The 22,654-nt window shown below is 41.2% G+C and carries 23 protein-coding genes and 1 tRNA gene; 19 read left to right on the top strand and 5 right to left on the bottom strand.

Features of this window, described 5'->3' with window-relative positions:
* Positions 1-14: 14 nt before the first annotated feature.
* From frr to rpsB, 4 genes are all read right to left on the bottom strand, one after another.
* A complete protein-coding gene (gene frr, locus WHS38_06985) occupies positions 15-572 on the bottom strand; it encodes a ribosome recycling factor (protein MEJ5300716.1) in 558 nt (185 codons plus the stop codon).
* Between the two features lie 4 nt (positions 573-576).
* Entirely contained in the window at positions 577-1,314 is a 738-nt protein-coding gene (gene pyrH / locus WHS38_06980; GenBank protein ID MEJ5300715.1) for a UMP kinase, read from the bottom strand.
* Between the two features lie 78 nt (positions 1,315-1,392).
* The gene (gene tsf, locus WHS38_06975) at positions 1,393-1,995 is read right to left on the bottom strand and encodes a translation elongation factor Ts (protein MEJ5300714.1); all 603 of its coding nucleotides are present in this window, start codon (positions 1,993-1,995) and stop codon (positions 1,393-1,395) included.
* A gap of 15 nt (positions 1,996-2,010) precedes the next feature.
* Positions 2,011-2,871, bottom strand: coding sequence for a 30S ribosomal protein S2 (gene rpsB, locus WHS38_06970; protein MEJ5300713.1), 861 nt, complete (start codon positions 2,869-2,871; stop codon positions 2,011-2,013).
* A 360-nt stretch (positions 2,872-3,231) separates the two neighbouring features.
* Between rpsB and WHS38_06965 the strand changes: the two genes are divergently transcribed.
* Complete coding sequence (locus WHS38_06965) at positions 3,232-3,603, top strand: hypothetical protein (GenBank protein ID MEJ5300712.1); 372 nt, start codon at positions 3,232-3,234, stop codon at positions 3,601-3,603.
* 207 nt (positions 3,604-3,810) lie between these two features.
* Here the strand turns inward: WHS38_06965 and WHS38_06960 are convergent, their stop codons facing one another.
* A complete protein-coding gene (locus WHS38_06960) occupies positions 3,811-3,951 on the bottom strand; it encodes a hypothetical protein (GenBank protein ID MEJ5300711.1) in 141 nt (46 codons plus the stop codon).
* A gap of 1,146 nt (positions 3,952-5,097) precedes the next feature.
* On the opposite strand from WHS38_06960, the gene WHS38_06955 reads away from it, so the two are divergent.
* From WHS38_06955 to atpD, 18 genes are all read left to right on the top strand, one after another.
* Positions 5,098-5,334: a hypothetical protein gene (locus tag WHS38_06955; protein ID MEJ5300710.1), complete on the top strand. Its 237-nt coding sequence runs from the start codon at positions 5,098-5,100 to the stop codon at positions 5,332-5,334.
* Between the two features lie 25 nt (positions 5,335-5,359).
* Positions 5,360-6,955 carry a hypothetical protein gene (locus tag WHS38_06950; protein ID MEJ5300709.1) on the top strand — a complete coding sequence of 532 codons (1,596 nt, stop codon included), beginning with the start codon at positions 5,360-5,362 and terminating at the stop codon, positions 6,953-6,955.
* A 61-nt stretch (positions 6,956-7,016) separates the two neighbouring features.
* Positions 7,017-7,247, top strand: coding sequence for a hypothetical protein (locus WHS38_06945; GenBank protein ID MEJ5300708.1), 231 nt, complete (start codon positions 7,017-7,019; stop codon positions 7,245-7,247).
* A 3-nt stretch (positions 7,248-7,250) separates the two neighbouring features.
* Positions 7,251-8,144, top strand: coding sequence for a hypothetical protein (locus WHS38_06940; protein ID MEJ5300707.1), 894 nt, complete (start codon positions 7,251-7,253; stop codon positions 8,142-8,144).
* Positions 8,145-8,197: 53 nt separating this feature from the next.
* Positions 8,198-10,006: a DUF294 nucleotidyltransferase-like domain-containing protein gene (locus tag WHS38_06935; GenBank protein MEJ5300706.1), complete on the top strand. Its 1,809-nt coding sequence runs from the start codon at positions 8,198-8,200 to the stop codon at positions 10,004-10,006.
* Entirely contained in the window at positions 10,006-10,608 is a 603-nt protein-coding gene (locus WHS38_06930) for a 3'-5' exonuclease (protein MEJ5300705.1), read from the top strand. Before WHS38_06935 ends, WHS38_06930 begins: the two co-directional genes overlap by 1 nt.
* 488 nt (positions 10,609-11,096) lie before the next feature.
* Positions 11,097-11,184: transfer RNA gene (locus tag WHS38_06925), tRNA-Leu, on the top strand.
* Positions 11,185-11,519: 335 nt separating this feature from the next.
* Positions 11,520-12,560, top strand: a complete 1,041-nt coding sequence (locus WHS38_06920; protein ID MEJ5300704.1) for a rod shape-determining protein — start codon at positions 11,520-11,522, stop codon at positions 12,558-12,560.
* Positions 12,561-12,596: 36 nt separating this feature from the next.
* The gene (gene mreC, locus WHS38_06915) at positions 12,597-13,442 is read left to right on the top strand and encodes a rod shape-determining protein MreC (protein MEJ5300703.1); all 846 of its coding nucleotides are present in this window, start codon (positions 12,597-12,599) and stop codon (positions 13,440-13,442) included.
* Positions 13,439-13,960, top strand: a complete 522-nt coding sequence (locus WHS38_06910) for a hypothetical protein (protein MEJ5300702.1) — start codon at positions 13,439-13,441, stop codon at positions 13,958-13,960. The genes mreC and WHS38_06910 overlap by 4 nt, the downstream gene beginning before the upstream one ends.
* A gap of 31 nt (positions 13,961-13,991) precedes the next feature.
* The gene (gene mrdA, locus WHS38_06905; GenBank protein ID MEJ5300701.1) at positions 13,992-15,824 is read left to right on the top strand and encodes a penicillin-binding protein 2; all 1,833 of its coding nucleotides are present in this window, start codon (positions 13,992-13,994) and stop codon (positions 15,822-15,824) included.
* The gene (gene rodA, locus WHS38_06900) at positions 15,821-16,951 is read left to right on the top strand and encodes a rod shape-determining protein RodA (GenBank protein ID MEJ5300700.1); all 1,131 of its coding nucleotides are present in this window, start codon (positions 15,821-15,823) and stop codon (positions 16,949-16,951) included. The genes mrdA and rodA overlap by 4 nt, the downstream gene beginning before the upstream one ends.
* A 200-nt stretch (positions 16,952-17,151) precedes the next feature.
* Positions 17,152-17,577: an ATP synthase F0 subunit B gene (locus tag WHS38_06895; GenBank protein ID MEJ5300699.1), complete on the top strand. Its 426-nt coding sequence runs from the start codon at positions 17,152-17,154 to the stop codon at positions 17,575-17,577.
* A gap of 19 nt (positions 17,578-17,596) precedes the next feature.
* On the top strand, positions 17,597-18,187 hold the full coding sequence (atpF, locus tag WHS38_06890) for a F0F1 ATP synthase subunit B (GenBank protein MEJ5300698.1): 591 nt from the start codon (positions 17,597-17,599) through the stop codon (positions 18,185-18,187).
* Entirely contained in the window at positions 18,184-18,735 is a 552-nt protein-coding gene (atpH, locus tag WHS38_06885; GenBank protein ID MEJ5300697.1) for an ATP synthase F1 subunit delta, read from the top strand. The genes atpF and atpH overlap by 4 nt, the downstream gene beginning before the upstream one ends.
* Positions 18,735-20,255: a F0F1 ATP synthase subunit alpha gene (gene atpA / locus WHS38_06880; GenBank protein ID MEJ5300696.1), complete on the top strand. Its 1,521-nt coding sequence runs from the start codon at positions 18,735-18,737 to the stop codon at positions 20,253-20,255. Before atpH ends, atpA begins: the two co-directional genes overlap by 1 nt.
* Before the next feature lie 41 nt (positions 20,256-20,296).
* Positions 20,297-21,172: an ATP synthase F1 subunit gamma gene (gene atpG, locus WHS38_06875; protein ID MEJ5300695.1), complete on the top strand. Its 876-nt coding sequence runs from the start codon at positions 20,297-20,299 to the stop codon at positions 21,170-21,172.
* A 52-nt stretch (positions 21,173-21,224) separates the two neighbouring features.
* Entirely contained in the window at positions 21,225-22,634 is a 1,410-nt protein-coding gene (atpD, locus tag WHS38_06870) for a F0F1 ATP synthase subunit beta (GenBank protein ID MEJ5300694.1), read from the top strand.
* The last annotated feature ends 20 nt before the right edge of the window (positions 22,635-22,654 follow it).

Here is a 22,654-nt window from a genome sequence, read left to right as displayed (position 1 = left end):
GATCCTAATCTCCCTCAAAATTCCATAATTTCTTTTTCTTTTTTCTCAAAAAGCTGATCTATTTTTTTTATGTAATCGTCCGTAAGTTTTTGAATTTGATCCTGACCTTTAAACTGCTCATCTTCTGAAATCTGCTTTTCCTTTTTTAGATCCTTAAGCATTTCGTTGGCATCTCGCCGTATGTTTCTCACAGCCACCTTAGCTTCTTCTGCCATTTTTTTGATGTGTTTTACAAGCTCCTGACGTCGTTCTTGAGTAAGAGGGGGTATATGAACTCGGATGATTTTTCCATCATTCGATGGATTCAATCCCAAATCAGACTTAAGAATCGCTCTTTCTACATCACTAATAACACTTTGATCCCAGGGCTGAACCATTATTGTTCTGGGTTCCGGAACGGTAATCGTGGCAAGCTGATTAAGAGGAGTTGGTGTTCCATAATATTCAACTTTAATCCCTTCCAGAAGCGAAGGTGAAGCTCGCCCTGTCCGAAGCCGCTTATATTCCTGTTCAAGGGTCTTTAAGGTCTTATCCATTCGTTCTTTCGCATCATCGAATATTTCATTGAGCATAGATCTATCCTCCTTCTACTACAGTTCCCACATCTTCTCCCACTATGACCCTTTCAATATTACCAGGAATTCTCACATTGAACACAATAATTTTCAAAGCTCGATCTCTTGCAAGGGAAATTGCCGTCCCGTCCATAACCTTCAAATTTCTAGTAAGCACTTCGTCGTAAGAAAGTTTAGTAAATCTTTTAGCATCAGAATTCAAGATGGGGTCGGAATCGTAAACTCCGTCAACTTTAGTGCCCTTTAACAAGGCTTCTGCTCCAACTTCAATAGCCCTTAGGGCTGCCGAAGTGTCTGTTGTAAAAAAGGGAAGACCGGTTCCGGCTGCAAAGATAACAATACGTCCCTTCTCTAGATGTCTAATGGCTCGACGCCTTATGTATGGTTCGGCAACTTCTCTCATAGTAATAGCGGACTGAACTCGAGTCGGAACATCATATTTTTCTATTGCTTGCTGAAAGGCAAGAGCATTCATTACTGTAGCAAGCATACCTATATAATCTGCTGTGGCACGATCCATACCTTGAGCAGCACCGGAAACTCCACGGAAGATATTTCCTCCACCAATGACAAGAGCAATCTGGACCCCCAGCTTATGAACCTGGACAATCTCTTGTGCAATTCGATCAATGGTGTTGGGGTCTATGCCGTAGTTCCTATCACCCATGAGGGCTTCACCACTAAGCTTTATAAGCACTCTCTTGTATATAGGAACTCTTTCCACTTCGATCCTTTCCATAACACCCTAAGACAATACAATGGAGGAAAACGCCCTTAAAAGGACATTCCCTCCACAAATTTGCTAGCCTAACGCTCTTTACAAATCTTCTCCCAACTGGAAGCGAACAAATCTTCTTATGACAACCTTTTCTCCTATCTGAGCAACCAATTCATTAAGGTAATCTTTAACCTTTTTATCAGTATCTCTAATGAAATCCTGCTCTAAGAGGGCAGATTCTTCAAAAAACTTTTTCATTTTCCCTTCCACAATCTTTTCTATAACTTGAGGAGGCTTACCCGTTTCTTTTGCTTGAGATTCGTAAATAGCCTTTTCTCGATCAATAATTTCCTGAGGAATGTCTTCAGGGGTAATTCCCAACGGGTTGGTTGCAGCAATTTGCATAGCAATGTTCTTCGCAAATTCTTGGAAGGCATCACTTCTAGCGGCAAAATCAGTCTCGCAATTAATCTCAACAAGGACTCCAATCCTGCCCCCTCCATGAATGTAAGCCTGAACCACGCCCTCTTTTGCAACTTTACCAGCTCGCTTCATAGAGGTGGCAAGTCCTTTTTTCCTGAGAAGATCAATAGCTTTTTCCATATCACCGCCGGTTTCTTCCAAAGCCTTTTTACAATCCATCATGCCGGCGTTTGTTCTAGCTCTTAATTCCTTGACCTGTTCCGAAGTAATTGTTGCCAAAGCTATCCCTCCTTTTTAATCCTCATATAGATCGTTGTCGTATTCACTGTCATCCTGGTTTACATCTTCACTTCTGGAAGAAACAGGATTGATAATTTCCACAACAGGTCCTTTTTCTTCTCCACGACCTGTCCCAACAGTAAGCTCTTCTGTCATAGCTATTTTATCGGTTTCAGCCTGGAGAGATTCCTCATATTTCTGACGCCCCTCAATACAAGCATCGGCGATACGCGACGTAATCAACCTGACAGCCCTTATAGCATCATCGTTTCCAGGAACAGGGTAATCAATGGGATCAGGATCACAATTGGTATCAACAATTGCCACAACAGGAATTCCAAGACGATTAGCTTCGGCTACAGCGATTCTTTCCTTCTGGGTATCAACCACAAACAGGACGCCAGGAAGGTGGGACATTTCTTTGATCCCGTTTAGGTTCTTCTGAAGCTTATCTCGTTCTCTAGCCAGTCTGAGAACTTCCTTTTTAGGAAAACGAGAAACCGAACCATCTTCAAACATAGCCTCAAGCTCTTTAAGGCGTTCGATACGGAGTCGAATAGTTTTGAAATTGGTCAACATGCCACCAAGCCATCTATGGTTTACGTAATACATGCCACATCTTTGAGCTTCTTCGCGAATAATGTCAGCCGCTTGAGGCTTGGTGCCAACAAAAAGAACCGTTTCTCCAGAACTAGTTGCTTGAACCACAAACTGGTGAGCTTCCTGAAAAAGCTTTACGGTTTTCTGGAGATCAATAATGTAAATTCCATTTCTTGACCCAAAGATGTAGGGCTTCATTTTGGGATTCCAACGCCTTGTTTGGTGACCAAAATGAACCCCGGCTTCTAAAAGCTCTTTCATTGTTACAACTGCCATCAGACTTCCCTCCTTTGGTTTTGCCTCCACTCCCCCATTTTGCATCCACTCATACGTGGACACCCAAGGATTTCGGGAGTGTGCGTATTTGTATTTTTAAACCAGACCCTTGAGCCGCCTATGCTTATCACAAGTAGAATCAAATCTGCAATCAGAAAAAAAATCTTAATCACGCTCTTCAAAGAGTGTTTTAAAATTGGGCATTTAAGCGGTTAGGTTCTAACCCAAGTTTGTCATTTTCACGTAAGTGGTCGAAGCAAGAACCTAAGAGCCTGGCATCGATCTGTTTTTCTATCTCTTCTAGTGAACGTGGGCTATTTCCACAATAAAAAGTGACAAACTTGGGGTGGAGGAAAGATCATGTTATTTGATCTTACCAACACATACACATATTTTGAAGGAAACCCTGTAGCTTTTGAAACAAAGCATAGTGCATCGAAAGAAAAGCGCAGGGATCGGCCTTTAGTAATACTGGCTTTGGTTATAGATGAAAATGGTCTTGCCAAATGGAGTAAGTTTTTTCCAGTGTTGTTTGTTATTCAAAGGGCATTACACGAAAAGGCATTTATAATCACTGGAATACACTTTGAGTCATCTGAGCGGTCAAGCCAGGATTATGACCACAATGGTCTAAGGTCATTCACATTCGACACACATCCGAGTCTGAGTCAACTCATTTGCCAGACTTTTGGACTTTCGCGAAGATCACTCAAAACTGTGAGAAAAACCTAATAAGCCAAAATCCGTAGTATCGAATCAAAATGACTTATCAAGAGTAATCGCAGTAAATTACGCAAAACAATGACAAAATCGGGCCAATACCCAAAAGTGTAAGCTCCCCTTGGGTTAAAGCTCTTTCAATGAATTTTTTACGATCAATAAGGCCATCGTAGGCGCGGAATAGGCTGTTAAGGGAAACGCCCCTGGCATCTATCCTGATTATCTCTTCCAGGGCACTTCGGGACTGAAACCATTTATGAATCTATTGTTTACTCCATGTATGAGCTTACCGGAGATCAACACCTTTGCTCGGGCAATGTCTTTCTCTCCTGGCCCCGCATCCTGAATAATCTTTCCCATACCAATAGGCTCAAAAGCCTATGTATGCTATCAACGCTTCTGTCCCCATAATGCGCACATCCTGAACAGACACCATATCAAGATCCAATTTTTCCCAAGAACTCCTTAGACTTTCGAGATTCCACTCTCTTTATATCAGGTCTTTACTTTCGAAGTATCGAAGCAAAGTGACGAACAAGGTTTTCGATTTCTGTTAAAACTTCAAGGACACGACAGCCTTTTCCTTCGAGAATCCCCTCAATACGTTTAGCCAGGATCTTGTACTACTGAGAATCCAGATCAAGGCGTCCCACATTGAGCAAGATTATTTGTCTGGAACCATTGGGAGTCCGGTGGGCCTCAACCAGCTGGTGATAGATATATTTAGTTTTTGTAGTTCAGTTTATTTTTCTAGCTTTTCGAACAAACATAGTAAAAATAATGATACTTCACGAGAATGGTCTTGCCAAGACTAAATAGAGGGTGTTCTAAAAAACTCCGTAATCTAAAAAATTCCGTAATAGAATTGTAGGGGCGACGCATGCGTTGCCCCTACAGTTATGTGGTGAATCATATATTGAGGTCGTTTTTAGCTACCTGAGTTTGGGAAAGTCTTCCAAACCGAATTTCGTTCCTGCTTTTTCTATGTTTCGCCACTCCATAAGGGAAATTTTAGAACGCTCTTAGACTAAATATGCTCAACATAACACTACATCGACACTCTTACTTTGAGCTTAATATTTTCAATGACTTAGAATTTCCAGAAGGAACAAAATGTCGCTTTTGACCTAAAGAGTGACAAACTTGGGCTAGAATTTACAGTTTTCAGTCACTTAACAAGCAAGTTCTTCAATATCAAACTTTGTTTTTTTCCCTGACACAAAGAATCTTTTTATTGTAGTTGGTTTTCTGAGGCGGTTTTAGTCAAACAGATAATCCAACCTGATCTTTCAAAAAAACCAATTAGTGGGCTAACACAATGCTAGTTCGGGCTGGAAACTACGTATTATCGAAACCCTGAGATAAACAGATTTTAGAAATGCCCCATTTAATCCATTTGAATAAAGGGGGTGATAGTCTTCAGTCATGGAGCTAGTAGTTTAATCATACTGTATTAATTTAAGGGAAAGTTAAATCTAAACCGCAGTTAAGATGGAGGGTTGGCCCATGTTTAAGAGATTACCGAAAGTATTTTGGTTAGGGATGCTGATACTTTATGGTTGGTTTTTTCTTTTTTTTATTCTTGAAACATCAATTCCGGGATTTCCTTTAATGAAATTTTTAGGAATACCTTTTTGTTATATTTACAACTGGTTAATTGGTCTCTGGATTTTGAACATGTTGGTAGCTGTACTATTTTACAAAGCTGAAGAAAAGCGTGAAGAACGTAAGCAAACCAAATAAAAGATGATAAACTGAGGAGGTAAAAATGGGAGCCAATCCGGTGGTAATTTTAGGGGCAGTTTTGTATTTTGCCGTTATGATAGCTATAGGCTGGTATTCCAGGAAAGCGGCGTTAAATGCATCTGATTATTACGTAGCTGGTCGTAAAGTTGGATCCTTTATTAATGGAGCAGCGCTTGCATCAACTTACTTAAGTCCTGCAAGTTTTCTTGGGCTTCCAGCATTCATATTCTTACTAGGCTATCCATTCTGGTGGGCTCTCGTGGGAATAATCGGTGGCATGCCGATAGCAACATTACTTACGGCCGCTCCATTACGAAAGTATGCTCCTACCTCATTTACCGATTATTATGCTGATCGTTATGATAGCAAATGGCTTCGATTGGTAGCAGGTATTCCTACCATAATTGCAGGTTTTGCCTATGTTACATTGTCAATAGTGGGAACTGCTCTATTCATGCTAGCAATCTTAAAAGTCAATTTCAATGTATCTGTGGTAATTGGTGCTCTTGTCGTTTTCATATACGTTTATTGGGGTGGTATGGTAGCAACCACATGGTCTGCAGCTTTTCAGGGAATTGCGATGTCGCTAGCAGCAGTTATTGGTGCTATCTATACCATAGCTCATTTCGGTGGTATCAATGCAATGACGGAGGCGGTACTTGCTACATCACCTAATTTCTTTAATACACCATACGCTCACGCAAAGCCAAGCCATGCTTTGATGGGTATGTGGACTGGTATAGTAGGGTTCTACTATACTTGGCATTTTGGTTTTGCAGCCATGCCTTATACAGTCGTGCGATTTTTTACAGCTCAAGATATTAAATCGGCACGGCGTAGTATCTTTTGGGCTGTATTTTTCGGAGGATCAATGTACGTAGGCCTAGTCATAATAGGAACAGCTGCTCGAACACTCATTGAGACTCTTCATCCTTTCATGCAAATCGAGGGTATCAAAAGCGCCATGGATGTTCTCAAACATATGAAGCAAGTATATGGCGTTGGCGGCGCAGCAGTTACAGATTATTCAATGATAGCTGCAATGGAAAGCCTAAAGAGCCCATTCCTGTTGGCTGTGATTTGTGCCGGTGGATTGGCTATAGCTATGTCTACCGCGGCCGGATGGGTTATGGTGCTTAACGTTCTGATGGGAAGAGACCTGATAGGTAAGGTCTTTGGTAGCAAATGGCCAGAAGAAAAGCCAGTCCAAGTAACCAGGTTGATGACAACAATTGTTACAATCATATGTACAATAGTTGCTTTTAATCCCCCAGCTCTAGTACTGGATATATCAGGAGCGGCTTTTATAGTTATTCTTTGCTCTGTAGGACCACCACTTATACTTGGCATCTGGTGGCATAGAGCAAACACAACCGCTGCGATAATCAATATTCTGGTAATGACGGTATTATCAACCTTCTCTTGGATGTATGCAAACTCAAAACTGGGAAGCCCCCATTGGTTTTTCCTTGGAGAAAAAGGAGGTATAGTGACACCCCATCAATTTTATTGGGTCTTTGTGGGATTTGTTTTCTTTATAATTTTGAGTTTAATTACTAAACCTAACAGAGAAGAGGTCATTAAAAAATATTCCTACGATTTACGTCCGGAGGAATAGTTTTATTGTAATCGGTTGGGGGTGATCCCCCAACCTTTAAAGTCAAAATTGGAGGAGCTATATGGATGAAAAAAAGTTGAGACGTCAAAAGCACTGGGAACGAAATTGGAGAAAATGGTATCTTCTCTATTTTTATCTGGGAGTTGGCTTTAATTTTATTCTCTATTTTACAAAGCCGTATGGTTTTGATCCCGGTCGTAGTCTGTTCTTGGGATGTCTTTTCGGAATTGGAGTCCCTATATGTACCATGTTTCTTGGAGGCATAATCCATAGAAGATTGTGGGGTCTATGAAGTATGAATATAGCAGTTAAGTATTTAATGATATTGCTGATTCTAATCCCTAAAACAGTGAATGCCGACGTATTATATGTTCATAACTTCGAAAGGATTCACTTTTTAACTGGACAAGAAACTGGTACAACAAAAGCAGCTTACGATAACAAGTATATAATATTTGATGTACAAAAAACTTATACTGGCGAGTGGATGCGTCGTTTTTATGGAAAAGAAAAACAGGATAGACATACTACAATCTTCTTGCTTGACAAAAGAGAAGTAAGAGAAATATCTTGGGATATTAACAAAATCTTAGTATATCCTTTAGAAAATATTAAAAATCTCTCTTGGCTACAAGGTTCTATTGTTCCTGCAACTGATTTAATGTCAAGACCATCTTCAGAGCGTTTTGAAGTAAAAAAACCGGTAATAACTATCTCTAAGCTTCCTGGCATACATCAAATAGGGAATTACCAATGCCAACAATTTAAGGTGGTGCTCCTTTTGGAAACATATGACCAAAAAAAGCAATCTTCTAGCATAACGGAAATAAATCAATTGCTATATTTATCTAATCAGGTGCCCGGTCTTTCTGAAAAACTTGAATCCGAAAAAATTCTAGCAGAACAACTTGGTATAGACACGGCAAGACTGGGCAATCTTTCTTCAGTACTTGAATATTGGAATGAATCTCTGGAACCTTTAAGAGAAAGCCTCAATCAACTTGAAGGTTATCCAGTAAAAATTCTATCTGAGCTATATGCAAAATACATATATCAGGACAAACAGGAAAAAAAAGAAATATCAAAATTAATCAAAAAAGAAATAATCACTTTGGAAAACGTCATTGAGGAAATACCAGAAGAAATGAAAACAATCCCGCAAGATTTTAGAGAAATCTTCATTAAATGAATATGTGATATCGCCTAGCTTCTTCTTTAATTAACGTTACCGGAGCATAAGATATGACTCCCCCGAAAGAATTTTTGAAAAAGATAAAACCATTTTCCTTCCTAAGTGAAGCTCATCTAGACAGGCTAGTCAATTCAATGGAAGTAGTCATGTTTCCTGAAAATATTTCAATATATCATCAAGGAGATTTTAGCCCAGCAGTTTACATGGTTTATTCAGGTCTGGTCGGACTTTATGGCAATACAGAAATAGTAGATATTGTATCTAAAGGAGAAATTTTTGGCCTCTGGTCGGTGGTTAATTCCACACCATCTCTCTACGAAGCTAAAACACTTCAAGAAACAATTTGCTATGCTTTTGAAGCTTCCACTTTTGTAAAAGTCTATGAACAAAATCCAAATTTTGCTTCCTTTTTCAAATCCTTAGCAGAAAGGCGATTTAGTCTTTTTTGTCAAATGGCTCAAGACGAAAAGCCTTTACCAGAAGATTTTGGGATGGCTGAAGTGGGAACTATTATTTCTAGATCTCCTGTAACTTGTAATATTACAAATACAATTACAGAAGCTGTACAATTAATGGAAAGAGAAAAAGTGGGTTCCATTGTTGTATTAGACAACACGAAAGCAGTTGGTATTATAACAAATAAAGATCTTAGACGAGCGCTACTTGAAGGACTCCAGAACGTTAGAATCAGCAAACTTATGAGTTCTCCACCTATATATGTCGATAAACAAACCCCTATTATAGAAGCCTATACCAAGATGCTTAATCATGGAATTGATCATCTAATTATTGTCGATAACGAAGAGAGAGTTGTAGGGGTTATTACGAGTAAAGATATTTTCACTCATCTGGTTCCTTTTTTCTCAATTTTAACTCTCTATCGAAAGATTATTAAAGCTACAAATATTGAAACTATAGGAAATATTTTTAGACTACTTAAAATTGCTATTGCTGATATGAGCATTAAAGGCTTGAGTTTCCATAGGCTATCAAGAATGATTACTTCTGTATATGACACAATTACAAATCAGGTCATAAGGTTACTAAGTTCAGAGGTTTATGATCAAGATTTTGTATGGATACATATGGGTAGTTCTGGTAGAAAAGAGCAGGTTATTACTACAGATCAAGATAACGCCATAATCCTTTTATCATCTAATACTTTTTTGGAACTTGCGTCACGCATTAACGATGCATTAGAAAAGATCGACATACCAAAATGCTCGGCCAATTATATGGCTTCTAATAAGAACTGGCACCTTTCGCTTGAAGGTTGGAAGGAATTATTTAGACGTTGGTTTGAAGAGCCAACATCTGATCATTTAAGGTACCTAACAGTTTTTCTTGATATGCGTCCTATCTACGGTGACCCAGAACCATTAAAGGAATTGCTAGACCACATATATAAATCCTCGACCAATCAGTCCATACGACTATTAGCCTACGACGCAACTGTATTAAATCCGCCTATCGGCATATGGGGTATAAAAGGACTAAAACAAGGTATAGATCTAAAAAAGTATGCTATATATCCTATTGTCAATGGTATCAGAGTTCTTTCATTAGATAATAAGATATTAGAAATAACTAATACCATAGAAAGAATTCAAGCCTTAAGAGATATTAAAGCCATAGGAATCCAAATGTCGGAAGATCTCAAAGAAGCATTTGATTTCATGCAGACTTTGCGTTTAAGACATCAATCAAAGGCAATAAAATATGGCAAACCAGCAGACAACAACATAAGCGCAAAGGAACTTGATACACTAGACATAATAATTCTCAAGGAATCTCTAAAAATCACTGCTTCATTCCAGAAAATGTTAAAATCTCGCTATAATATAGAGAGAGGTCTCTAATGGACATAAATACATCAACCTTCATTGCCCTTGATTTGGAAACTACCGGCTTAGATATTGAAAGAGACCATATAATATCAATTGCAGCTATACCTATTAAGGACATGAAGATCCTGATGAAAAAAGCTTTTTTTACCTTGATTAAACCAGAAATTTATAAATATGATACGGTAAAGTACCATGGAATACTGCTAAAAGACTTGTCTAATGCCCCTTCTTTTGAAGAGATAGCTCCTGCCCTTTTAAACATACTAGACGGAATTCTTGTAGGACATTCTATACAATTCGACTATCTATTCTTACAAAGATATTTTAAAAAACTATCAAAGGATTTTCGTAGAAAATATATTGATATCGCTGAATTGGAAACGGCTCTAGCTTACCTAAAGTGCTCGAAAAATCACTCATTAAAACTTGACTTAGACACTATTGCTCATAGCTATGGAATAAAATGCAGTTTCCGTCATAATGCTTTATCAGATGCCTTCATCGCTGCCCAGATTTTTCAAATTCAAATAGTGAGGAACAAAATCAGGACTACAAAGCAGCTATTTAATATAATCAAAAATATGAGACTATGTAAGGCAAGTTGCTTTGTGTAAATGAACTTATATTGATCGCTAGCAGATTTACACTTTTCAAACTAACATTTCTAGCGATTTTACAAAGAGCTAGAAGAAGAGCTTTAGAGATGGCCAGCTAGTATCTACTTCCACATAACTAGCTTTCAAGAAAGAACAAAACGAAAAAGCATAAACAACCATCCGTGGATGCTCATAATCTTCGAACTTTATCAAACCATAAACTTATCATGCCTTGGGAACAATGCATGAATATAACCACCACAGCTTCTGTTTAGAGTATACTATCAAGATATAAAAATTCACCGAAAAACTCTCAGTCTCGATCTATGGCGTTCAAAAACTCCATGTATATCCCGCACAAATTTTTGCCATTTTTGTGGTTCGCCAAGAAAATACGTGTTTCCAAAAGGCTCACAACCCCATTTCTACATAAAATTTTTTGTATATCCTTGATTAAGGCTTGAGTTTTGAAGCAAAATTGACTAGTATTTTGAAAAAAGTCCAGAGCCTGGGTGGTGGAACAGGCAGACACAAAGGATTTAAAATCCTTTGGAGCTAGTCTCCGTGCGGGTTCGAGTCCCGCCCCAGGCACCATGGATTGTAGTTGTTTCTTCATAAACACCTTAAGAGTTGATAAAAGCAAAGCTTTACATCCTAATAAGTCTAAAACCACTTCCAAGATTTATTGAGATGCAACCGTTTGCACGGCAGAGGGAAAAAAGAAAAAAGAATGGCTTTTTGAATACCCTCAGATAGGAAGAAAAGCTAGATACCAAAGGTTTATGAGAATTTACGCATTAAGCCAATAAAAATACTTGTAAGATAATCCTTCCATTCTCTACAATAGCGGCTGACGCTCCTGGAGAAAGTATGGAGTTACGGTTGAATACGACAGGTGGAAGGAAAAAATAAGCACGCAAAGGAGTAAAATGTTTATGATACTAAATCGACTTCTAGGGTGGTTTTCGAACGATTTGGCTATTGATTTGGGAACGGCAACTACTCTTGTCTATGTCCGAGGAAAAGGGGTAGTTCTAAATGAGCCTTCTGTGGTAGCAATTCGCAGAAATGCCCAAGGTGTGGGAAAAGTTGTCGCAGTTGGAACGGAAGCCAAAATGATGCTTGGTAAGACCCCCGGCAACATTGTGGCCATTAGACCTATGAAGGATGGGGTTATTGCCGACTTCGAAGTTACCGAAGCCATGCTGAGATATTTCATACATAAAGTTCATAATCGTAGAGCCTTCGTAAGACCTAGAGTAATCGTAGGTGTTCCTTCTGGAATTACTCAGGTCGAAAGAAGAGCTGTTAGGGAATCTGCAGAGTCTGCCGGAGCTAGAGAGGTTTATCTTATTGAACAACCAATGGCTGCCGCAATTGGCGCTGGTCTACCAATAACCGAACCTGTTTGCAATATGGTTGTTGATATTGGTGGAGGCACAACCGACGTAGCTGTTATTTCTCTTGCTGGTATTGTTTACAGCAAGTCGGTGAGAACAGGTGGAGATAAAATGGACATGGCAATTCTCCAATACATCAAACGTAAATACAATCTTCTGATTGGAGAACGAACAGCGGAGCAGATCAAAATTGAACTTGGAAACGCCTACCCGGACGACAGCGATCCAAAAGTTGCGGATGTGAAGGGAAGAGATTTAGTGGATGGCATCCCAAAGACCATACAAATTACGTCTGATGAGGTCAGGGAAGCTATTCAAGAACAAATAGACACTATTGTTGAAACAGTAAAACTTGCTTTGGAACAGATGCCACCTGAGTTAGCTGCCGACATCGTTGATCGAGGTATCGTTTTAACCGGTGGAGGCTCACAACTTCGAAATCTAGATTACGTTCTTCGCATGGAAACAGGACTTCCGGTAACACTTACAGAAGATCCAGTCTCCACGGTCGTGCTTGGATCAGGAAAGGCTCTTGAAGATATTGATTTGCTGAGGGATGTGCTGATGTGAATAGTTCTTTAGCTATACTTTGCGGGACGAACCTTTATGTGGAATTTTCTTAGACAGATTAGGGGCTTTTTGTTCGTTTTGTTTATTTTAATTATAACTTTATATATATTTTCCCTTAACTACAAACGCCACACAATGGATTCTATCCAGCAAACCCTGCTAAACCTAACCATGCCCCTTTTTTCTGCATGGACGGAGGTTTTCCACAACATTCAGGAACTGATATCCAAATATGTCTGGCTTGTGCACGTTGAAGAAGAAAACGAGGCGTTGCGAAAAGAGATCATCCGCCTAGAAAATGAGCTTCTCGCATATAAAGAAGCCTACATCGAAAACCAGAGATTGAAGAGACTTCTCGAATTTCGCACTACTATAGAGTGGAAATCTATACCGGCGCTGGTGGTGGTAAATGATTTAAGCGGTTTCTTTCAGTCGGTGATCATAAACCGAGGTAGCAAGAGCGGCGTTGTGGAAAATACACCCGTAGTTAATGATGAAGGAGTGGTCGGGCGAGTCGTTAATGTAAGCAAAAGTTTTTCTCGGGTCATGCTTATAACAGATCCAGCGAGTGCATTAGATGTATATGTGCAACGCAACAGAGTTCGAGGCATCGTTGTGGGAAAGGATTTCCAGAGTTGTGCTCTTAAATATGTCCGAAACGACGTAGATATAAAACCTGGCGACCTGCTGGTGACATCAGGAAAAGACGGTATTTTCCCGGAAGGACTTAAAGTGGGAATCGTCAAAGTAAATTACAAAGACCCTCTAAAAATCTTTCAGCAGGTAGAAGTTACCCCTGTTGCCAGACTAGCTCACATTGAAGAGGTGCTTGTTCTTATCCCTTCGGAATTCCCCAAACAGGAACTGGACAACAAAAAATGATGCCGAGAAAGTCCCGTATTGAATATCGATACATCCTACCACGTCTGATGGCCATTATAATAATACTGCTATTCTGCCAGTGGCTTATGGCATACTTAGCTTTACCTTTATACGCCAGAGTAGATCTATTTCTTTATCTGATAGTAGGCGTAGCTCCCATTTTTAAACCCATACATCATATGTTTTTCGCCGTCGCAATAGGGTATCTCCTAGATGCTTTATCCGGTCGTTTGTGGGGATTTCATATTGCAACCTACGTATGTGCTGTAGCTCTCGTTCATCTAACAGCAGATGAAATGGAAATGAAATCTCTACCTTATCAAATCGTTTTAACAGCCCTATGTGCTGCTCTTCAGGAATTATTCATCATTGTTTACGTGGTAAATTCCTACGAATATTTCTACAACTTAGCAGAATTCACATTGTCAGTTCTTATCCCCCGCTTTGGGCTAACAGTAGCCGTTGCCATTCTGCTTCTGATACCCATTTCATCCTGGCTTACTGGAGGGTCTGAGTGAAGGTAATCTTCCATCAATGGGGCTTACAGTAATGAAGTTGAAATATCATCTTACAGTGAAAAACGGAGACAAATACGTAAAAGTAAATGTATTCATATTGATGGGGTTCTTTTTGGGCCTTCTTACTCTCTATGGGTTCAGGCTGTATTACTTGCAGATAATAAAAGGCGAAATTTTCTTTAACCAAGCAGAAAATAATAGAACGCGGACAGAGTCGGTATCTGCCCCTCGAGGCACCATATACGATCGTAGGGGGTCAGTTCTGGTAGATAATAGACCTGCATACCACGTTTATCTTGTCAGGGAAAAAGTAAACGTTCAAGATGTGATTCAGAAAGTTTCCTTTTTGTGCAATATTCCGGAAGAAAATCTAATAGCGGCGATTGAAAAAAACCGTCGAACACCTCTTTTTAAACCTATTCGTATCATGAATGACATAAGCTGGGATTGCCTTGCAAAAATAGAAGCTAACAATTATCGGCTGCCTGGTATATATGTAGAAATAGAACCTGTAAGAAATTATCGTTTTCCCAGTATGGCTTCCCATATATTGGGATACTTGGGTGAAATTACTGAAGATGAATTGGCAAAACCTGAATATTCAGACTACAGCAGTGGTGATGACATTGGAAAAACAGGTATAGAAAAGGTTTACGAAAAAGTCCTCAGAGGAACAAGAGGAGTTCGAGAGGTTGAAGTGGACGCCCTGGGGAGAAAGCTGAGAGTGCTGGATGAGAAAGATCCAATCCCTGGACACGACATTTGGCTTACTATTGATGCCCAGGTCCAATATAAAGCTGAAGAAATTATGAAAAATGTTGAAGGAGTAGTAGTCGCAGTAGATGTGAAAACAGGTGCAGTAATTGCCATGGTTAGTAGCCCATCTTTCGATGAAAATCTCTTTGTAAAAGGGATAAAGCCAGAGGATTGGAAGATGCTTAACTCCGATCCACGTCACCCTCTTTTAAACAGAGCCATTCAATCAGCCTATCCACCAGGATCGACCATAAAACCGTTTATCGCTCTTGCAGGATTACAGGAAGGACTCATAGGAAAGTCAGACAGTGTCAACTGTCCCGGTTTTTTCCGTTTCGGTAATCGAGACTACCGATGCTGGAAAAAGGGAGGACATGGAGGAGTAGATTTATATAGAGCCATTACTGAATCTTGCGACGTTTATTTCTACAATCTGGGAAATAGATTAGGTATAACCAAACTTAGCATATATTTTAAAATGTTCAATTTGGGAAGCCCTACAGGGATAGATCTTCCAGTAGAAAAGTCAGGCATCGTTCCAGATCCCGAATGGAAACTTAGATTTCTACGACAACCATGGCATAAAGGAGAAACAATTTCAGTATCAATCGGTCAGGGTTATCTGTCCGTTACACCCATTCAGCTTGCTGTAGCCTATGCGGCTATAGCAAGTGATGGAGTGCTTAAAAAACCATTCCTAGTAGAAAAAATTGAAGGAGAAGGAAAAAGTAAAGGTGTTTCGGGAGAAAGTAAAAAAATTCCTATTAAATCCGATTATTTTAAGCTAGTCAAAATGGGGCTTGAAGGAGTGGTAAAGGACCAAAGAGGAACCGCTCACAGAATTTGGAAAGAATCTTTACCTATAGCTGGTAAAACCGGAACAGCTCAGGTTATTAAGTTTGCCGAACGTGTAGAAAACGAGTCAAAAATACCCAAACAATTTCGAGACCATGCATGGTTTGCCGGATACGCTCCCACATCAGATCCTGAAATTGTGGTTGTTGCTATTGTTGAACATGGGGGACATGGTGGTTCAGCGGCTGCTCCTATTGTGGCATCCGTAATTGAAGAATACTTTTTAACGTCCAGAGATAAGAGTGCTCAATGATAGACAGAAGGCTTCTGACCCATTTTCATTGGCCGCTTTTTCTTACGGTTTTATTTTTAATCACTTGTGGTTTCGTAAATTTATACAGCTCAACTTATACAATTAAAATTTCCCAAAGCAATAATATAACAAGCTGGTGTAGTCCTATTTTCCTAAAACAACTGGTGTGGATGATTCTCGGTTTTGTAGCTATGATCGGAGCCACATTTTTTGATTATCGCCGACTCCAGACAATTGCACCTGTTCTTTATATGGTGGGAATTTTTCTGTTAGCTCTCGTGTTGGTTGCAGGTGAAGAAAGTCATGGAGCAGTTCGATGGTTGAAAATTGGACCGATACAAGTTCAGCCGTCAGAATTTGAAAAAATTTTTCTCATTATTGCAGTGGCTGCTTGGGGTGCATCGGATCGAGTTAAACTATATCCTTCTTTATGGCAGATTGGGGTTTTTATTTTAATAATCCTTCCCCCCTTTTTGCTGATATTCCTAGAACCCGACCTTGGCACGGCCATGATTCTACTTATAACGTCATGCACGACTCTTTTTTGTCTAGGTATTCGGTGGCGGATTATATTAGCAATGATCGTTGTTGGGGTCCTTATTTCTTATCCCTTGTGGCACTATGGCTTAAAGGAATACCAGCGAGATCGTATCAGGACAGCAATTGATCCAGATCGAGATCCCCAAAAGAGGGGTTACCACATTAGACAAGCTAGAATTGCCATTGGTTCTGGTATGTTGTGGGGAAAAGGATATCTTCAGGGAACTCAAAGTAAACTGCGATTTTTGCCCGAACGCCATACAGATTTTGCTTTTGCTGTATGGACAGAGGAATGGGGATTTGCTGGGGGAAGTGTTCTTCTCTTTCTCTTCGGTTTGCTCATATATTTCTGTTTTCAGATATCCTTTCTTGCTAAAGATCGCTTTGGAAGTCTTCTCGTAATTGGTTTAAGCGCTAACATTGCCTGGGAGACCATTATAAATATAGGCATGGTTCTTGGTTTCTTTCCGGTGGTTGGTGTCCCTCTTCCTTTTATAAGCTATGGAGGATCTGCTCTTTTACGGTGCTTAATATCTATTGGACTGATTCAAAATGTATCGATGAGACGCTTTGGTTTCAGGAAGTAGAAAGCTCATAAGAGATCAGGCATCTTGTTACACTTTTCGCTTGCAATGTTTTTTTTCTTGTGGTAGAGGTTTGAGCGATCCTGAGATTCATAGTAAGAGCAGGCTTTTAGCAATTTGTTCTATGTCAGTTCCAGAAAAGGTGAGTAGTATTTAGAGTATTGTGATTTTTATCTCAATATTTACAGAAAGAGGGGTTTGCCATGATTGCTATTGACGTAACCCTATGGGTGCAGATGTTAAGTTTCCTGATTTTTCTGTTTATTATGAACATCTTGCTTTACAGACCTGTTCGCCAGATGGTTGCTAGAAGGAATAAACTCATACTAGATCAAAAGGAAGCTATAGACCAGGCGAACAAGGAAGCAGAGGATGCAGTAAAGGAGTTTGAGGAAACCATTAAAAACTCCAGGATTACAGGCCGTTTGAAAGTGGAAGAACAGAAAGAGCAAGCTAGAAAGCAAGAAAAGGAGATGCTCCAGAAGGCTTATCAGGAGGCATCAGAAGAGCTTGCTCGAGTTAGAGCTGAGATTCAGAAAGAAAAAGAAACGGCTCTAAAAGAACTGAGAGAACAAATTCAGATGTTTTCGCTTGAGGTTGCCAGCAAGATATTAGGGCGAAGTTTATAGAAAAATCGAGGTGAATCCCATGAGAGAGAAGAAAATAGCAAATATTCTTAATTTGTTAGGGGTGGCCATTGTTATTACAGTCAGTGCAGGGTTTGCTTGGGCTTCTGAAGGAGCAGAAGGACATCACGGCCTTAATTGGACTGATTTCTTGTTAAGACTTGTAAATACAGCTATTCTCTTTGCAGTGCTTTATAAGCTTCTCAAGAAACCAATCGTAACATATTTCAAAACAAGGCGAGAAAACATAGAGCAGCTTCTTCGTGACATGGAGCAAAAAAGAGACGAAGCAGAGCGTAAGTGTGCAGAATACAAAGCTAAGCTTGCCATGCTGGACAAGGAAGCCGAAAAAATTCTCCAAGAATACATTGCCCAGGCTGAAAGGGAAAAAGCCAAGATACTGGAAGCTGCCGAGCGCCAGGCGAACTACATTAAGCAGCAAGCTCGCCTAGCAATCCAGCAAGAAGTGAAGGCAGCAAAAGATGAGCTTAGAGAAGAAGTCGCCGAGCTAACCGTAAAGGCGGCTGAAGATATATTAAGGCAAAGAATGGACATGGGGGATCAGGAAAGATTAATTGAAGAATTCCTAGTAAAGGTGGTGGAGGCGAAGTGAAAAGTCAAGTTGTTGCCAGAAGATACGCAAAGGCACTCTTTGAGTTAGCCCGAGATGAGGGAAGGCTTGAAGGGTGCATGGATGAGTTGAAGGCTCTGGAGCGCCTCCTAGATGAGGTGCCAGAATTTGAACAGGTGTTAAAAAGTCCTTTATACCCTGAGGAGGTAAAAAAGCAGGTTCTTAGAAGCGTAAAAGATCAAACTGAACTTTCCCCTCTTCTTTCTAGGTTCCTGGAATTACTTGTAGAAAAGAGAAGGATAGACTATTTCCGTGACATCGTTCGAGTTTACGAAAAGCTTTACGATGAATACAACGGCATCGTAAGAGCTGAAGTTATCGCGGCAACAGATCTTGATGAAAAAGTAATAGAGAAAATCGCTACTTCTCTAAAAGAAAAGGTCGGAAAGACCGTGATTGTCGAATTTAAAAAAGATCCCAACCTGATTGGTGGGGTGATAGCTAAAGTTGGCGATTTGGTATTGGATGGTAGTGTGAGGACGCAGTTGATGAATATTAAAGAAACATTGAAGAGAGGTGAGTTGAGTTAATGCAGATCAGAGCCGCAGAAATCAGCCAAATTATTAAAGAACAGATTAAAGATTATGAAAAGTCGGTAGAGCTCAGCGAAACTGGCCGCGTTCTTTCCGTCGGTGACGGTATCGCCCGTGTTTACGGCGTAGAAAAATGCATGGCCATGGAATTGCTTGAGTTCCCGACCGATCACGGTCCAATCTATGGACTCGCCCTTAACCTTGAAGAAGACAACGTGGGTGTCGCAATCCTTGGAGAAGACATTCACATCAAGGAAGGGCAAATCGTCAAGAGAACAGGTCGAATTGCCCAGGTTCCTGTTGGCGAATCGGTTCTTGGCCGAGTGGTTGATCCCGTTGGTAATCCCTTAGATGGCAAAGGTCCCATTGAAGCAAAAGAATTCAGACGTATCGAAGTGCTTGCTCCTGGTGTTATTGCCCGCAGACCCGTTAATGAGCCAATGTATACGGGTCTTAAAGCGATCGATGCGATGACCCCAATCGGCCGCGGCCAGCGTGAGCTTATCATTGGTGACCGCCAGCTTGGTAAAACGGCAATAGCGGTTGACGCAATCATCAACCAAAAAGATAGCGGCATTAAGTGTATTTATGTCGCTGTAGGCCAGAAAAAATCTACGGTTGCTCAGGTTGTTGAAACACTTCGCCGTTACGGTGCAATAGAATACACAACGGTTGTCGCGGCATGTGCTAGCGATCCGGCGCCACTTCAATACATTGCTCCCTATGCCGGATGTGCTATGGGAGAGTATTTCAGAGATAAGGGCGAACATGCTCTGATCATTTATGACGACCTTTCCAAGCAGGCAGCGGCTTACCGTCAGGTATCGCTTCTGTTGCGCCGACCACCTGCTCGCGAAGCTTACCCGGGCGACATTTTCTACTGCCATTCCCGACTTCTTGAGCGAGCTGCAAAACTTAATGATGAGCTTGGCGGTGGCTCTCTAACCGCACTCCCAATCATCGAAACTCAAGCTGGTGACGTGTCAGCATACATCCCCACTAACGTAATCTCCATTACAGACGGACAGATATACCTGGAAGCCGGTCTATTCTTTGCTGGTGTTCGTCCAGCAATTAACGTAGGTCTTTCGGTTTCTCGAGTCGGTGGTGCCGCTCAGATAAAAGCAATGAAACAGGTAGCGGGAAGACTTCGTCTGGACCTTGCTCAGTATCGAGAACTTGAAGCTTTTGCAAAGTTTGGAAGTGACCTCGATAAAGCCACTCTTGCTCAGATTAACCGCGGTATGCGACTCGTGGAACTGCTCAAACAGCCTCAGTATCAGCCAATGCCAGCTGAAAAGCAGATTGTGTCACTTTATGCGGGCACTCGTGGGTTCTTAGATCCGATTCCTGTAGAAAAAGTCACAGAATACGAAAAGCAGATGCACGAGTTTATGGAAACCAAACATCCGGAAATCCTTAGAGAAATCAAGGAAAAGAAGGAACTTACGCCGGATCTCGATGAAAAGATTAAAAAAGCCCTTGAGGAATTCGCCCAAATTTTCCAGGCGGCTTAAGGACTTAAGAAAACTTCAAGCGGAAGGAAGAGAGTGAGCCTATGGCCACATTAAGGGATATCCGAAGAAAGATTGATGCCGTCAAGAAAACGGCTCAAATTACCCGTGCCATGAACATGGTGGCTGCGGCAAAGCTCAGGGGCGCTCAGATGAATATGGAGCGTTTCCACCCTTATGCCAACAAGTTCCGCGAAGTAATTGGAAGGCTTGTGGCAAGGGTGGACAAAAGCTCCAGTTTCGAGTTGATCACCCCCAGAGCTGAGGTAAAGAAAGTTGAGCTGGTGCTTCTGACAGCCGATAGAGGTCTGTGCGGCAGCTTTAACAATAATCTTATAATGCTGGCAGAGCGCTTCCTCAACGAAAGGGTAGCTGAAGGAAAACAGGTAAGCCTTATTGCTGCAGGACGTAAGGGGAATGAATATTTTAGAAAGCGAAAATATCCTCTTAGAAAAGCTTTAACAGGGCTTCTGAATAAGCCGAACTATGATGACGCTTTCCGGCTGGGAAATGAACTAATAGAGCTGTTTCAGAATGGGGAAGCGGATGAAGTATATATAATCTACTCTCGCTTTGTAACGATGCTCCGTCAGGTTCCGACTCTCGTAAAGCTACTTCCTGTAGAACCAGAACCAGCAGCCGTAACAGAAGGAATGCCTGAATATCTCTTTGAACCGTCTCATGATGAGATCTTAACTGACATACTTCCAAACTACGTCTATGTCCAGATTCTCGAATGTTTCTACCAAACTGCTGTGAGTGAACACGCAGCAAGAATGACGGCAATGGATAATGCTACAAACAACTGTAAAGATATGGTGAAAAGCCTGACGCTGGTTTACAACAAGACTCGACAAGCATCAATTACTAAGGAACTGATGGACATCGTCGGCGGTGCAGAAGCTCTGAGGAAAAAATAGAAAAGTAAAGGCATAAAAAATGCCTTGACTCATGTAAGGAGGCATTGAGCAGATGAATATAGGAAGAATTGTTCAGGTTATAGGTAACGTCGTTGACGTTGAATTTGAAGAGGGGAAGCTCCCCCCGCTTCTAACGGCTCTTCTTGTGAGCAATCCAGGTATCAGTGACGAAGAAGATAATTTGGTCCTGGAAGTTGCTCAACATCTTGGAAACAACATCGTTAGAACCATTGCAATGGATCTTACAGACGGTCTTGTCCGTGGGATGCCCGCAAAAGATACTGGAAAACCAATCATGATGCCAGTGGGTAAAGAAGTCCTAGGGCGTGTTATCAATGTCGTAGGGCGTCCCGTAGATGGGATGGGTGCCGTCAATGCCAAGCATTACATGCCCATTCACCGTCCAGCTCCAACATTTACCGAGCAGGATGTGAGCATTAGCGTTCTGGAAACCGGTGTTAAGGTTATTGACCTTCTTGTTCCATTCCCCAGAGGCGGTAAAATGGGGATGTTTGGAGGCGCCGGCGTCGGAAAAACCGTTGTCATGATGGAAATGATCCACAACATAGCCATGCAACATGGCGGTATTTCAGTGTTTGCCGGTGTGGGCGAAAGAACTCGAGAAGGTAACGACCTTTACTTAGAAATGAAGGCATCGGGGGTTCTTCCAAGGGCTGGTCTTGTTTATGGACAGATGACGGAACCGCCTGGAGCTCGTGCTAGGGTTGCTCTGTCCGCTCTAACCGTGGCCGAATACTTCCGAGACGTAGAAGGTCAGGACGTGCTCCTTTTCATTGACAACATCTTCAGGTTTACTCAGGCAGGAGCAGAAGTGTCGGCGCTCCTCGGTCGTATGCCCTCTGCAGTTGGTTATCAGCCTACTCTTGGAACAGACCTTGGAGAACTTCAAGAGCGAATCACATCCACCACTAAAGGATCTATTACATCGGTTCAGTGCGTTTACGTACCAGCAGACGACTTAACAGACCCCGCTCCAGCAACAACATTTGCCCACCTCGATGGAACAGTCGTTCTTTCACGCCAGATTGCAGAGCTCGGAATTTATCCAGCGGTTGACCCCCTTGATTCTACATCCCGAATCCTCGATCCTAACGTACTTGGCGAAGAACATTACTACACAGCTCGTCGAGTCCAGCAGATCCTTCAGAAATATAAAGATCTCCAGGACATCATCGCCATTCTCGGTATGGACGAACTCTCTGAAGAAGATAAAATTATCGTTGCCAGAGCAAGAAAGATTCAGCGCTTCCTGTCGCAACCATTCCATGTGGCTGAAGCCTTTACGGGAACACCAGGTCGCTACGTGAAACTGGAAGATACCATCCGCGGATTCAAGGAAATTTGCGAAGGCAAATACGACGATCTCCCAGAACAGGCCTTCTACATGGTGGGAACCATTGAAGAGGCCGTTGAAAAGGCTCGTCAGCTGGCAGCAGCATAAATGAAAGAAACAGATGAAGC

It is taken from the genome of Thermodesulforhabdaceae bacterium (assembly GCA_037482015.1).
GTDB lineage: Bacteria > Desulfobacterota > Syntrophobacteria > Syntrophobacterales > Thermodesulforhabdaceae > JAOACS01.
The sequence above is the reverse complement of the archived record's forward strand: the minus strand, read 5'-3'. Positions and strand labels throughout refer to the sequence as shown.